This is a genomic window from Micromonospora sp. NBC_01796, from assembly GCF_035917455.1.
GTDB lineage: Bacteria > Actinomycetota > Actinomycetes > Mycobacteriales > Micromonosporaceae > Micromonospora_G.
This window is the reverse complement of record NZ_CP109078.1, coordinates 2,026,851-2,041,330: the sequence shown is the minus strand read 5'-3', so window position 1 is coordinate 2,041,330 and position 14,480 is coordinate 2,026,851. Positions and strand designations below refer to the sequence as shown.

Genomic DNA, 14,480 nt, shown 5'->3' with positions numbered 1-14,480 from the left:
AGCGCACCCGATCAACTTTCGAAAGTACGAGGAAAGGACGCCAGTTATGGCGAAGCTCAGCACCGACGAGCTGCTCGACGCGTTCAAGGAAATGACGCTGATCGAGCTGTCGGAGTTCGTGAAGCAGTTCGAGACGACCTTCGAGGTCACCGCGGCCGCGCCGGTCGCCATGGGCGTTGCCGGTGGCGCTGCCGCCGCGACCGCCGAGGCGGAGCCGGAGCAGGACGAGTTCGACGTCATCCTCGAGGCTGACGGCGGCAAGAAGATCCAGGTCATCAAGGTCGTGCGTGAGCTGACCGGCCTGGGCCTGAAGGAGGCCAAGGACCTCGTCGAGGCCGCCCCCAAGGCCGTCGTCGAGAAGGTCAACAAGGAGACCGCGGACAAGGCCAAGGCCAAGCTCGAGGCCGAGGGCGCGAAGGTCACCCTCAAGTAGTTCCATCCAGCGCACGATCACGGGTGGCGCTGGCGCCAGCGACACCCGTACACGTGAGCTGACGCACATCGCGTCGTCGTGGGCGGCGGTCCGGGATCGGATCGCCGCCCGCTGCTGTCTGCTGACAGCAGGTGATCAGGGCTTTGGCGTACGGGCCCGGGTGCCGGACGGGGTGTGGACCGGGACTGTCGGGGGAAAGACGTTGGTTGACCGGGGTTCCAGCCCTTGACGGGGCAGGGCACGGGCAGGCACGCTGACACAGCAAGACCTTCCGCGCTTGCGACGGCCATCACCTGGGTCGTGCCGGCAGCACCCGCTGTCGACGCTCCCGGTGGCCCGCGGGGAGCGTGCGAAAGACGTGCGAGCGCGTATCTGAACGCGTGGCGGCCTCGGGCCTCGGCACGTTTCGCAACGTTCTGCCGCGCCGGGCTGGACAGCGGTTAGCCGCTCGGCTACACTGCTAGTTTGCGCTGCCTTCCGACTTGACCCCTGCTCGGAATGTCCGATTGTGGATATTTCTAGTGGGGTCATTGGAGTGCACGCGAAACAGCCGTTCTGCAGCACCGGTCCTCGGAAGGACGCATCTTGGCAGCTTCCCGCCCTGCGAAGACCAGTCGTACGTCGAGCGCATTCGCGCCCCGCCGAATCTCATTCGGCAGGATTACCGAACACCTCGAGGTCCCCAACCTCCTCGCCATCCAGAACGAGTCATTTGACTGGCTGGTTGGCAACGAGGCTTGGCAGGGCCGGTCGGCCGACGACCCGCACGCACGCTCGGGTCTCGCGGAGATCCTCGACGAGATCAGCCCCATTGAGGACTTCTCCGGCACCATGTCGTTGTCCTTCTCCGCTCCGCGCTTCGACGAGGTCAAGGCCTCGATCGAGGAGTGCAAGGAGAAGGACCTGACCTACTGCGCGCCGCTGTTCGTGACCGCGGAGTTCACCAACAACACCACTGGCGAGATCAAGAGCCAGACCGTGTTCATGGGTGACTTCCCGATGATGACGCCGAAGGGCACCTTCATCATCAACGGCACCGAGCGCGTTGTGGTCAGCCAGCTCGTCCGGTCTCCGGGCGTGTACTTCGACAAGCAGCCGGACAAGACCTCCGACCGCGACCTCTCCAGCGTCAAGGTCATCCCTAGCCGGGGTGCCTGGCTGGAGTTCGACATCGACAAGAGAGATACGGTCGGTGTCCGCATCGACCGTAAGCGCCGGCAGGCCGTCACCGTCCTGCTCAAGGCGATCGGTTGGACCGGCGAGCAGATCCGCGAGCGGTTCGGCTGGTCCGAGCTGATGATGACCACCCTGGAGAAGGACCACATCGCCGGGGTGGACGAGGCGCTGCTCGACATCTACCGCAAGCTGCGGCCGGGTGAGCCGCCGACGCGCGAGAACGCCCAGACCCTGCTCGACAACCTCTTCTTCAACCCGAAGCGGTATGACGTAGCCAAGGTCGGCCGTTACAAGTTCAACAAGAAGCTCGAACTGCAGGTGCCGATCACCACCGGCACGCTGACCGAGGACGACGTTGTCGCCACCGTGGAGTACCTCTGCCGGCTGCACGCCGGTGAGGAGGGCTACGAGGCCGACGACATCGACCACTTCGGCAACCGGCGGCTGCGTACCGTGGGCGAGCTGATCCAGAACCAGGTCCGGGTCGGTCTTTCCCGGATGGAGCGGGTTGTCCGCGAGCGGATGACCACCCAGGACGTCGAGGCGATCACGCCGCAGACCCTGATCAACATCCGCCCGGTGGTGGCGGCGATCAAGGAGTTCTTCGGTACGTCGCAGCTGTCCCAGTTCATGGACCAGACCAACCCGCTGGCGGGTCTTACCCACCGGCGCCGGCTGAGCGCGCTCGGCCCGGGTGGTCTGTCCCGTGAGCGGGCCGGCTTCGAGGTCCGGGACGTGCACCCGTCGCACTACGGCCGGATGTGCCCGATCGAGACGCCGGAAGGCCCGAACATCGGCCTGATCGGCGCGTTGTCCACCTTCGGGCGGGTCAACCCCTTCGGGTTCATCGAGACGCCGTACCGCAAGGTCGTCGAGGGTCAGGTCACCGACCAGATCGACTACCTGACGGCGGACGAGGAAGACCGGTACGTCAAGGCGCAGGCCAACGCCCCGTTGCGGGCCGACGGTCACTTCGCCGAGGACCGGGTCCTGGTTCGTCGGAAGGGTGGTGAGGTCGACTACGTCGCCCCCACCGCGGTCGACTACATGGACGTCTCGCCGCGCCAGATGGTGTCGGTCGCGACCGCCATGATCCCGTTCCTCGAGCACGACGACGCCAACCGGGCACTGATGGGCGCGAACATGCAGCGCCAGGCGGTGCCGCTGGTCAAGGCCGAGGCGCCGCTCGTCGGTACGGGCATGGAGTACCGGGCCGCGGTCGACGCCGGTGACGTGGTCGTCGCCGAGGTCGGTGGCGTGGTCGAGGACCTGTGCGCCGACTACGTGACGGTGCACCAGGACGACGGCCACCGCCGTACCTACCTGCTGCACAAGTTCCGCCGCTCCAACGCCGGCTCCTGCGTCAACCAGAAGCCGGTCGTCTTCGAGGGCGACCGTATCGAGGCCGGTCAGGTCATCGCCGACGGTCCGTGCACCGACGAGGGCGAGATGGCGCTCGGGCGCAACCTGCTCGTGGCGTTCATGCCCTGGGAGGGTCACAACTACGAGGACGCGATCATCCTGTCGCAGCGCCTCGTGCAGCAGGACGCCCTCACCTCGATCCACATCGAGGAGCACGAGGTCGACGCCCGCGACACCAAGCTGGGCCCGGAAGAGATCACCCGCGACATCCCGAACGTCAGCGAGGAAATGCTCGCCGACCTCGACGAGCGCGGCATCATCCGGATCGGTGCGGAGGTCGTGCCCGGTGACATCCTGGTCGGCAAGGTCACGCCGAAGGGCGAGACCGAGCTGACCCCGGAGGAGCGTCTGCTCCGCGCGATCTTCGGTGAGAAGGCGCGTGAGGTCCGGGACACCTCGCTGAAGGTGCCGCACGGCGAGACCGGCACGGTCATCGGTGTGCGTACCTTCTCCCGCGAGGACGGCGACGAGCTGCCGCCGGGGGTCAACGAGCTGGTCCGCGTCTACGTGGCCCAGAAGCGGAAGATCCAGGACGGCGACAAGCTCGCCGGCCGGCACGGCAACAAGGGTGTCATCTCCAAGATCCTGCCGGTCGAGGACATGCCGTTCCTTGAGGACGGCACCCCGGTCGACATCGTGCTCAACCCGCTCGGTGTGCCGAGCCGGATGAACATCGGTCAGGTGCTGGAGACCCACCTTGGCTGGGTGGCCAAGACCGGGTGGCAGGTCGAGGGTGACGACGCCGAGTGGAAGCGGAACCTGCGCGCCATCGACGCCGACACCTCGGTGCCGGACACCAACGTCGCGACGCCGGTCTTCGACGGTGCCCGCGAGGAGGAGATCGCCGGTCTGCTCTCGTCGACCCTGCCCAACCGGGACGGCAAGCAGCTCATCGGTGCGAGCGGTAAGGCGCAGCTGTTCGACGGTCGCTCCGGTGAACCGCTGCCGGACCCGATCGCGGTCGGCTACATCTACATCCTGAAGCTGAACCACCTGGTCGACGACAAGATCCACGCTCGGTCGACCGGACCGTACTCGATGATCACGCAGCAGCCGCTGGGTGGTAAGGCGCAGTTCGGTGGCCAGCGGTTCGGCGAGATGGAGTGCTGGGCGATGCAGGCGTACGGAGCCGCGTACGCCCTGCAGGAGTTGCTGACGATCAAGTCCGACGACGTCCTGGGCCGGGTCAAGGTCTACGAGGCGATCGTCAAGGGCGAGAACATTCCCGAGCCGGGTATCCCGGAGTCGTTCAAGGTGCTGCTCAAGGAACTGCAGTCGCTGTGCCTGAATGTTGAGGTGCTCTCCAGCGACGGCGTGGCCCTGGAAATGCGCGAGACCGACGACGAGGTGTTCCGGGCGGCGGAGGAACTTGGCATCGACCTGTCCCGGCGCGAGCCGAGCTCGGTCGAGGAAGTTTGAGGTTGAGGGTTGGGGGCCGGGTCATCCGGCCCCCAACCCCTCCGGAAGCCAAGCAGTAAGTACGACACGACACGAGGGATACATAACGTGCTCGACGTCAACTTCTTCGACGAGTTGCGCATTGGCCTGGCTACCGCGGACGACATCCGCCAGTGGTCGCACGGCGAGGTTAAGAAGCCCGAGACGATCAACTACCGCACCCTGAAGCCGGAAAAGGACGGGCTCTTCTGCGAGAAGATCTTCGGTCCGCAGCGGGACTGGGAGTGCTACTGCGGTAAGTACAAGCGGGTCCGGTTCAAGGGCATCATCTGTGAGCGCTGCGGCGTCGAGGTGACTCGCTCCAAGGTGCGTCGTGAGCGGATGGGCCACATCGAGCTGGCCGCTTCCGTCACCCACATCTGGTACTTCAAGGGCGTCCCGAGCCGGCTGGGCTACCTGCTCGACCTGGCTCCCAAGGACCTCGAGAAGATCATCTACTTCGCATCGTACGTGATCACGAGCGTCGACGCGGAAGCGCGTCACCGCGACCTGTCCACGGTCGAGAACGAGATCCTGGCCGAGAAGCGTCAGGCGGAGAACAGCCGCGACTCGGAGATCGAGAAGCGGGCCGCCAAGCTGGAGGCCGACCTGGCCGACCTCGAGGCCGAGGGTGCCAAGGCCGACGTGCGCCGCAAGGTCAAAGAGGGCGGCGAGCGCGAGATGCGCCAGATCCGCGACCGGGCGCAGCGCGAGATCGACCGGCTGGACGAGGTGCTCGACACCTTCCGCAAGCTGGACGCGAAGCAGCTGGTCACGGACGAGCTGCTCTACCGGGAGCTGCGGGACCGGTTCGGTGAGTACTTCACCGGCGGCATGGGTGCCGAGGCGATCAAGGCGCTGGTCCAGAACATGGACCTCGACGCCGAGGCGGAGAACCTCCGCGAGATCATCCGGTCCGGCAAGGGCCAGCGGAAGATCCGGGCGCTCAAGCGGCTGAAGGTGGTCGCGGCGTTCCTGAACACCCGCAACTCGCCGCTCGGCATGGTGCTCGACTGCGTCCCGGTCATCCCGCCGGACCTGCGCCCGATGGTGCAGCTCGACGGTGGCCGGTTCGCGACCTCGGACCTGAACGATCTCTACCGCCGGGTGATCAACCGGAACAACCGGCTCAAGCGCCTGATCGACCTGGGCGCGCCGGAGATCATCGTGAACAACGAGAAGCGGATGCTGCAGGAGGCCGTCGACGCGCTGTTCGACAACGGCCGCCGCGGCCGGCCGGTCACCGGTCCGGGTAACCGCCCGCTGAAGTCGCTCTCCGACATGCTCAAGGGCAAGCAGGGTCGGTTCCGTCAGAACCTGCTCGGCAAGCGCGTCGACTACTCCGGCCGTTCGGTCATCGTGGTCGGCCCGCAGCTCAAGCTGCACCAGTGCGGTCTGCCCAAGCAGATGGCGCTGGAGCTGTTCAAGCCGTTCGTGATGAAGCGGCTGGTCGACCTCAACCACGCGCAGAACATCAAGTCCGCGAAGCGGATGGTCGAGCGGCAGCGGCCGGTCGTCTGGGATGTGCTGGAAGAGGTCATCGGCGAGCACCCGGTGCTGCTCAACCGGGCGCCGACCCTGCACCGTCTCGGCATCCAGGCCTTCGAGCCCCAGTTGGTCGAGGGCAAGGCGATCCAGATCCACCCGCTCGTCTGCACCGCGTTCAACGCGGACTTCGACGGTGACCAGATGGCGGTGCACGTACCGCTGTCGGCCGAGGCCCAGGCTGAGGCGCGGATCCTGATGCTGTCGTCGAACAACATCCTCAAGCCGGCCGACGGCAAGCCGGTGACCATGCCCACCCAGGACATGGTGATCGGGCTGTACTACCTGACTCACCTCACCCCCGGTGAGGTCGGCGAGGGTCGTGCGTTCAGCTCGGACGCCGAGGCTCGGATGGCCTTCGACAACGGTGAGCTGCACCTCCAGACCCCGATCAAGATCCGTCTGCACGGCGTGATCGGTGTCGACAACGGTGCCGGCGCGGAGAAGTGGACCGAGCCCGAGGGCTGGGTTCCGGGTTCGGCGCTGACCGTCGACACCACGCTGGGTCGGGTGCTGTTCAACGAGACCCTGCCGCAGGGCTACCGCTTCGTGAACTACGAGATCCGCAAGGGTCAGCTCTCCGCGATCGTCAACGATCTCGCCGAGCGGTTCCCGAAGGTGGCGCTGGCCGCGACCCTCGACGGGCTCAAGGAGGCCGGTTTCCACTGGGCCACCTGGTCCGGCGTGACGATCGGTATGCAGGACGTCATCGCGCCTCCGCGCAAGCCGGAGATCCTGGAGCGGTACGAGAAGGAAGCCGACCGGATCGACAAGCAGTACCAGCGGGGTCTGATGACCGCCGAGGAACGTCGCGGCGAGCTCATCGAGATCTGGACCAAGGCGACCAACGAGGTTGCCAAGGAGATGGAGACCGCGCTACCGCAGGAGAACCCGCTCTGGGTCATGATCAACTCGGGTGCCCGCGGTAACCTGCTCCAGCTCCGCCAGATCGCCGCGATCCGTGGCCTGGTGGCCAACCCCAAGGGTGAGATCATCCCGCGGCCGATCAAGGCCAGCTACCGGGAGGGTCTGTCCGTACTGGAGTACTTCATCTCCACGCACGGTGCCCGTAAGGGTCTGGCCGACACCGCGCTGCGTACCGCCGACTCGGGTTACCTGACCCGTCGTCTGGTGGACGTCTCGCAGGACGTGATCATCCGCGAGGAGGACTGCGGTACGGACCGTGCCATCCCCATGCAGGTCGGCGAGTTCCTCGGCGACAAGCTGGTGGTGCACACGCACGCCGAGACCGGTGTGCACGCCCGTACCCTGGCCGACGACATCAAGGGCACCGACGGCACCGTGGTCGCCGAGCGGGGGATGGACCTCAACTCCATCCTGGTGGACAAGATCGTCGAGGCTGGTGTCGAGACGGTCCGGGTGCGCTCCGTGCTCACCTGCGAGTCCAAGCTCGGGGTCTGCGCGGCCTGCTACGGCCGTTCGCTGCCGACCGGCAAGTCGGTCGACATCGGCGAGGCGGTCGGCATCATCGCGGCCCAGTCGATCGGTGAGCCGGGTACCCAGCTGACGATGCGTACCTTCCACACCGGTGGTGTCGCGGGTGAGGACATCACCCAGGGTCTGCCGCGTGTGCAGGAGATCTTCGAGGCCCGGGTGCCGAAGGGTAAGGCGCCCATCGCCGACACCCCCGGCCGGATCCGGATCGAGGACGGCGAGCGCTCTCGGAAGATCATCGTGGTGCCGGACGACGGCAGCGAGGAGATCGTGTACGACAAGATCTCCAAGCGGGTCAAGCTCCGGGCCCACGACGGCGACCACGTCGAGGTCGGGCAGAAGCTCACCGAGGGCACCATCGACCCGCACGAGCTGCTGCGGATCCTCGGCCCGCGTGCGGTCCAGGTCCACCTGACCCAGGAGGTCCAGGAGGTCTACCGCTCGCAGGGTGTGCTGATCCACGACAAGCACATCGAGATCATCATCCGCCAGATGCTCAAGCGGGTCACGGTGATCGACTCCGGTGCCACCGAGTTCCTGCCGGGCGTGCTGGTCGACCGCGCGCTGTTCGAGTCGGAGAACCGCCGGCTCGTCTCCGAGGGCGGCGAGCCCGCGGCCGGTCGGCCGGTGCTGATGGGTATCACCAAGGCGTCGCTGGCGACCGACTCGTGGCTGTCGGCGGCCTCCTTCCAGGAGACCACCCGGGTGCTCACCGACGCGGCGATCAACGCCCGTAGTGACTCGCTCATCGGTCTCAAGGAGAACGTCATCATCGGAAAGCTCATCCCGGCGGGTACCGGCATCAGCAAGTACCGCAACGTCCGGGTGGAGCCGACCGAGGAGGCGAAGGCCAAGGTCTACTCGATGACCGGGTACCCCGAGACCGACTACGGTTTCGGGCCGGCCAGCGGGCAGGCGGTTCCGCTGGACGACTTCGACTTCGGGTCGTACCGGTAACCAGAACGGGTCCGAGCGCCCCACGTGCCGTACTGACGGCGCGTGGGGCGCTCGCCTGTTTGTAGGCTGGCCTGGTGGAGATGACGCCGGTGACCCTGCCCGGACCGCTGCTGCGGCACCCGCTCGACCCGGATCCGGTGCGCTCGACAAAGGCGCGGGCGGTCTTCGCGCTGGGCCTGGTGGCCGCGCTCACCGGGGTGTTCCTCGGTGGGATAGTGCCGGCCACGGTCGCGCTGCTGCTGGCGCGGCAGGCGCGCCGGGAGGCGTACGCCTCGGCCGGTTACCTCACCGGCTCGGCGCTGCTGCGCCGGGGGGAGCGGCTGGCCTGGGCCGGCATCACGCTGGCCACCGTCACGGCTGTGGTGGTGGCCGTGATCGGCCTGCTGCACCTCGCCGGCACGCCCGGCGGTCAGGACTTCGCCCCCACCATCAACTAGCGCACCGCCCCGCAGGGGGACCGCCTAGAGTGTGGGGACCCCGTGGGAGGACCAGCCCGGTCCGGCTCGACCGGGGCTCGGCTGTCGGAGGGGGACGTCGGTGACGGAAGAGGCGCGGCCACCCTCGGGACCGGGCGGCCAGCCACCCGCGTACCCGCAGGCGGGTTTTCCCGCGACCGCGCCGGCGCCGGCCGGCCCGGGGCGACCGGCCCCGGTGCCCCAGCCACCGCGCGAGACGTGGCGCCCACCCCGCCGGGTCGACCCCGTTCCCGGTACGCCGTTCGGCCTCGCCTACCTGGATGTGCCGCCGATCACCTCCGGGCTGGCGGTCGGGTCGCTGGCCGCCGGCATCGCCGCCATCGTCGTCTCGCTGGTGGTCTTCTGCTTCGGGCTGGTCGGTCTCAGCGGTGGATGGGGAGCCTGGGTGGCCGGCGCGTTCGGGGTCCTGGGCGCGCTGCTGGGCGCTGCGGCGATCGGGCTCGGGGTGCTCGGGCGGAGGCAGACCCGATCCGCGATGTCGTCCTCCGGTGTCCGGTTCGTTGGCGCGGGGGTGGCGGTGTCCGGTATCTGGTGCGGCGCGGCGGGCCTCGGGCTGACCGTGATCGGGTTCGGGCTGGCGGTGCTCCTGCAGCTCAGCTGAGCCGACGCGGGGCGCTGTCCGGGGGCCGGCCGGGCCGAATTCCTGCGGGGCCGGTACACTTGCTGTAGTGGTGCCTGCTGTGGGTGCGCGGGCGGGACGGGCCGGGAAGCCACGGCGTGGCTTTTCGGGGAACCCCCGTTTTGACCTGGGTGCTTCTGGTAGGTACCCTTCCCCTCGTGCCCGGGCTCGCCCGGGCAACTCGTGTGTGCTCGCGAGCCGGTATCCGGCCATCGAGCGGCATCACGACCCAGTCAAAGAGGTCGGCGGTGAACGTACGCCGACCGGATAAAACCGATGCGGGCGAGAGCACGCAGCGGGACCGTGGACGGGCGACACGCCCGACCGCGGGTGCCGGAGTCGTCCGACGGACGGGTTCGGTTGGAATGTAGGAGAGTCACCCACCCGGGCGACTACGACCAAGGCGCGACCGCCGGGCAGGCGGTCGGAGGGAGCGGAAAACCCGGTGCCCACCATTCAGCAGTTGGTCCGAAAGGGCCGCCAAGCTAAGACGACGAAGACCAAGACGCCCGCGCTGAAGGGCAGCCCGCAGCGGCGCGGCGTGTGCACGCGTGTTTACACCACCACCCCGAAGAAGCCGAACTCGGCGCTGCGCAAGGTCGCCCGTGTGAAGCTGAGCAGCCAGATCGAGGTGACCGCGTACATCCCGGGCGTCGGGCACAACCTGCAGGAGCACTCGATCGTGCTCGTTCGCGGCGGCCGGGTGAAGGACCTCCCCGGCGTGCGCTACAAGATTGTCCGCGGCTCGCTGGACACCCAGGGCGTTCGTAACCGCAAGCAGGCCCGCAGCCGTTACGGCGCGAAGAAGGAGAAGAGCTGACATGCCGCGTAAGGGACCCGCTCCGCGCCGGCCGTTGGTCGCCGACCCGGTATACAACTCCCCGCTGGTCACCCAGCTGGTGAACAAGATCCTGCTTCGCGGCAAGCGCGCACTCGCCGAGCGCATCGTCTACGGCGCCCTCGAGGGCTGCCGGGAGAAGTCGGGCACCGACCCGGTAGTCACCCTCAAGCGGGCGATGGACAACGTGAAGCCGACGCTGGAGGTGCGCAGCCGCCGGGTCGGTGGCGCCACCTACCAGGTGCCGGTCGAGGTTCGCCCGGCCCGGGCGACCACGCTCGGCCTGCGCTGGCTGGTCACGTACTCCAAGGCGCGTCGGGAAAAGACGATGATCGAGCGCCTGATGAACGAGCTGCTCGACGCGAGCAACGGCCTCGGTGCCGCCGTCAAGCGGCGCGAGGACACGCACAAGATGGCCGAGTCGAACAAGGCCTTCGCGCACTACCGCTGGTAACACGCCTCGTGCCGCCGCCGCAGGGCGGCGGCACGACCAGGTTGTCGAGACGACGATAAGTAGGGATTGAAGTGGCCGCCGCAGACGCGCTCGCCAAGGTACGCAACATCGGCATCATGGCGCACATCGATGCTGGTAAGACCACGACCACCGAGCGGATCCTGTTCTACACCGGCATCACGTACAAGATCGGTGAGGTCCACGAGGGCGCCGCCGTCATGGACTGGATGGAGCAGGAGCAGGAGCGGGGAATCACCATCACCTCCGCCGCCACCAAGTGTGAGTGGAAGGGCCACACGATCCAGATCATCGACACGCCCGGCCACGTCGACTTCACGGTCGAGGTCGAGCGGTCACTGCGGGTGCTGGACGGTGCGGTCGCGGTGTACGACGGGGTCGCCGGTGTGGAGCCGCAGACCGAGAACGTCTGGCGCCAGGCGGACAAGTACAACGTCCCCCGGATGTGCTTCGTCAACAAGCTCGACCGGACCGGCGCCGACTTCTTCCGCTGCGTGCAGATGATGATCGACCGGCTGAACGCCACCCCGCTGGTGCTCCAGATCCCGATCGGGCTCGAGGGTGACCACATCGGTGTTGTCGACCTGATCGGTATGCGCGCGCTGACCTGGCGTGGCGAGACCCAGAAGGGCGAGGACTACGCGATCGAGGAGATCCCGGCCGACCTCGCCGACTCCGCCGCCGAGTGGCGCGACAAGCTGCTCGAGACGCTGGCAGACGTCGACGACTCGGTGATGGAGAAGTACCTCGAGGGCGAGGACATCGCCGCCGACGAGATCAAGGCCGCCATCCGGCGGGCCACGATCGCGGGCAAGGCGAACCCGGTGCTCTGCGGCTCGGCGTTCAAGAACAAGGGCGTCCAGCCGATGCTCGACGCCGTGGTCGACTTCCTGCCGTCGCCGCTGGACATCCCGGCGGTCGAGGGCACCGCGCTCGACGGCGAGACCGTCCTGTTGCGCAAGCCCTCGAACAGCGAGCCGTTCGCCGGTCTGGCCTTCAAGATCCAGACTGACAAGCACCTCGGCAAGCTCACCTACGTACGGGTCTACTCCGGCACGCTCGAGTCCGGTTCCCAGGTGGTCAACTCCACCAAGGACCGCAAGGAGCGGATCGGCAAGATCTACCAGATGCACGCCAACAAGCGGGAAGAGCGCCCCACGGCGCAGGCTGGCGACATCATCGCGGTCCAGGGTCTGAAGCAGACCACCACCGGTGACACCCTCTCCGACCCGGCGAACCCGGTCATCCTGGAATCGATGACGTTCCCGGAGCCGGTCATCAACGTGGCGATCGAGCCGAAGACCAAGTCCGACCAGGAGAAGCTCGGCACCGCGATCCAGCGGCTGGCCGAGGAGGACCCGACCTTCCGGGTCCGGCTCGACGAGGAGACCGGCCAGACGGTCATCTCCGGCATGGGCGAGCTGCACCTGGACATCCTGGTCGACCGGATGCGCCGCGAGTTCAACGTCGAGGCCAACATCGGCAAGCCGCAGGTGGCGTACCGCGAGACCATCCGCCGCAAGGTGGACAAGGTCGAGCACACGCACAAGAAGCAGACCGGTGGTTCGGGTCAGTACGCCCGGGTCATCGTCAGCCTCGAGCCGCTGCCGCTCGGCAACGACCAGCCGACGTACGAGTTCGTGAACGCGGTCAGCGGTGGTCGTATCCCGCGGGAGTTCATCCCGTCGGTCGACGCCGGAGCCCAGGACGCCATGCAGTACGGCACCCTGGCCGGTTACCCGCTGGTCGGCTTGAAGCTGACGCTGCTGGACGGGCAGTACCACGAGGTCGACTCGTCCGAAATGGCGTTCAAGATCGCCGGCTCGATGGTGCTCAAGGAAGCGGCCCGCAAGGCCGATCCCGCACTGCTCGAGCCGATGATGGCAGTCGAGGTCACCACCCCTGAGGAAAACATGGGTGACGTCATCGGCGACATCAACTCCCGCCGCGGCATCATCCAGGCCATGGAGGAGCGGAGCGGTGCTCGCATCGTCCGCGCCCTGGTGCCGCTGTCGGAGATGTTCGGCTATGTCGGCGACCTGCGGTCGAAGACCCAGGGCCGGGCTAGCTACAGCATGCAGTTCGACTCCTACGCCGAGGTTCCCCAGAGCGTCGCGAAGGAGATCATCGCGAAGGCGACGGGTGAGTGAGCGGAGACGCGTAACTCGCCCGATGCCGGGCCGGTGATACCGCTAGGACCACGGGCGGGTAATCTCGCCCGCGGTCTGCCCGGGCCGGGCTGCAAGAGACCAGGCCTGAAGGTTTCACCGCCGCAAGACCCAAGTACTTCCCGGCCGGAAATCGGCCGGTAAGGCTGTCGACAGAGTCCTGAACGCCGAATGGCGTGCCGGGCGTACTAACCAAGAAGTCCACAGGAGGACACCAGTGGCGAAGGCGAAGTTCGAGCGGACTAAGCCGCACGTCAACATCGGCACCATTGGTCACATCGACCACGGTAAGACGACGCTGACGGCGGCCATCACCAAGGTCCTGCACGACAAGATGCCCGACCTCAACCCGTACACGCCGTTCGACGAGATCGACAAGGCGCCGGAGGAGAAGGCCCGCGGCATCACGATCTCGATCGCACACGTCGAGTACCAGACCGAGGCGCGGCACTACGCGCACGTTGACTGCCCCGGTCACGCCGACTACATCAAGAACATGATCACCGGTGCCGCGCAGATGGACGGCGCGATCCTGGTGGTCGCGGCGACCGACGGCCCGATGCCGCAGACCCGCGAGCACGTGCTGCTGGCCCGCCAGGTTGGCGTGCCGTACATCGTCGTGGCGCTGAACAAGAGCGACATGGTCGATGACGAGGAGCTCCTCGAGCTCGTCGAGCTCGAGGTTCGGGAGCTGCTCTCGAACCAGGAGTACCCGGGTGACGACCTGCCGGTCGTACGCGTCTCGGCGCTGAAGGCGCTCGAGGGCGACCCGGAGTGGACCGACAAGCTCATGGACCTGATGAGCGCGGTCGACACCTCGATCCCGCAGCCTGCTCGCGAGACCGACAAGCCGTTCCTGATGCCGGTCGAGGACGTGTTCACGATCACCGGTCGTGGCACGGTCGTCACCGGCCGGGTCGAGCGTGGCGTTCTCCTGCCGAACGAGGATGTCGAGCTCGTCGGTATCAAGGAGAAGAGCTTCAAGACCAAGGTCACCGCGATCGAGATGTTCCGCAAGACCCTGGAGGACGCTCGCGCAGGCGAGAACGTCGGCCTCCTGCTGCGCGGTACCAAGCGCGACGAGGTCGAGCGTGGCATGGTCGTGGTGAAGCCGGGGTCGAACACCCCGCACACCGAGTTCGAGGCGACCGTCTACATCCTCTCCAAGGAGGAGGGTGGACGGCACACCCCGTTCTTCCAGAACTACCGTCCGCAGTTCTACTTCCGGACCACGGACGTCACCGGCGTTGTCACGCTGCCCGAGGGCACCGAGATGGTCATGCCGGGCGACAACACGACGATGTCCGTCAAGCTCATCCAGCCCATCGCGATGGAGGACAACCTCAAGTTCGCGATTCGTGAGGGTGGCCGGACGGTCGGCGCCGGGTTCGTCACGAAGATCATTAAGTAAAAGGTAACCCCGATTAGGTGTGCCGTGCGGTAGTACGGCATACTAGTCAGGTTGCGTACCGACCGTTTGTT

Annotated in this window: 9 protein-coding genes; all 9 read left to right on the top strand. The window is 67.0% G+C overall.

Features of this window, described 5'->3' with window-relative positions:
• Window positions 1-46: 46 nt before the first annotated feature.
• The 9 genes from rplL to tuf all read left to right on the top strand — a co-directional run bounded on the left by rplL (window position 47) and on the right by tuf (window position 14,409).
• Window positions 47-433: a 50S ribosomal protein L7/L12 gene (gene rplL / locus OIE47_RS09380; protein WP_326561103.1), complete on the top strand. Its 387-nt coding sequence runs from the start codon at window positions 47-49 to the stop codon at window positions 431-433.
• A gap of 585 nt (window positions 434-1,018) precedes the next feature.
• A complete protein-coding gene (gene rpoB / locus OIE47_RS09375) occupies window positions 1,019-4,450 on the top strand; it encodes a DNA-directed RNA polymerase subunit beta (protein WP_326561102.1) in 3,432 nt (1,143 codons plus the stop codon).
• An 87-nt stretch (window positions 4,451-4,537) separates the two neighbouring features.
• A complete protein-coding gene (locus OIE47_RS09370) occupies window positions 4,538-8,425 on the top strand; it encodes a DNA-directed RNA polymerase subunit beta' (RefSeq protein WP_326561101.1) in 3,888 nt (1,295 codons plus the stop codon).
• A gap of 80 nt (window positions 8,426-8,505) precedes the next feature.
• On the top strand, window positions 8,506-8,862 hold the full coding sequence (locus OIE47_RS09365) for a hypothetical protein (protein ID WP_326563041.1): 357 nt from the start codon (window positions 8,506-8,508) through the stop codon (window positions 8,860-8,862).
• Between the two features lie 100 nt (window positions 8,863-8,962).
• On the top strand, window positions 8,963-9,502 hold the full coding sequence (locus tag OIE47_RS09360) for a hypothetical protein (RefSeq protein WP_326561100.1): 540 nt from the start codon (window positions 8,963-8,965) through the stop codon (window positions 9,500-9,502).
• A gap of 463 nt (window positions 9,503-9,965) precedes the next feature.
• Window positions 9,966-10,340 (top strand): 30S ribosomal protein S12, encoded by a 375-nt coding sequence (rpsL, locus tag OIE47_RS09355; RefSeq protein WP_007465318.1) that lies wholly within the window; start codon window positions 9,966-9,968, stop codon window positions 10,338-10,340.
• Between the two features lies 1 nt (window position 10,341).
• On the top strand, window positions 10,342-10,812 hold the full coding sequence (gene rpsG, locus OIE47_RS09350; protein WP_326561099.1) for a 30S ribosomal protein S7: 471 nt from the start codon (window positions 10,342-10,344) through the stop codon (window positions 10,810-10,812).
• Window positions 10,813-10,883: 71 nt separating this feature from the next.
• Entirely contained in the window at window positions 10,884-12,980 is a 2,097-nt protein-coding gene (fusA, locus tag OIE47_RS09345) for an elongation factor G (RefSeq protein WP_326561098.1), read from the top strand.
• Between the two features lie 235 nt (window positions 12,981-13,215).
• A complete protein-coding gene (gene tuf, locus OIE47_RS09340) occupies window positions 13,216-14,409 on the top strand; it encodes an elongation factor Tu (protein ID WP_326561097.1) in 1,194 nt (397 codons plus the stop codon).
• Window positions 14,410-14,480 lie beyond the last annotated feature (71 nt).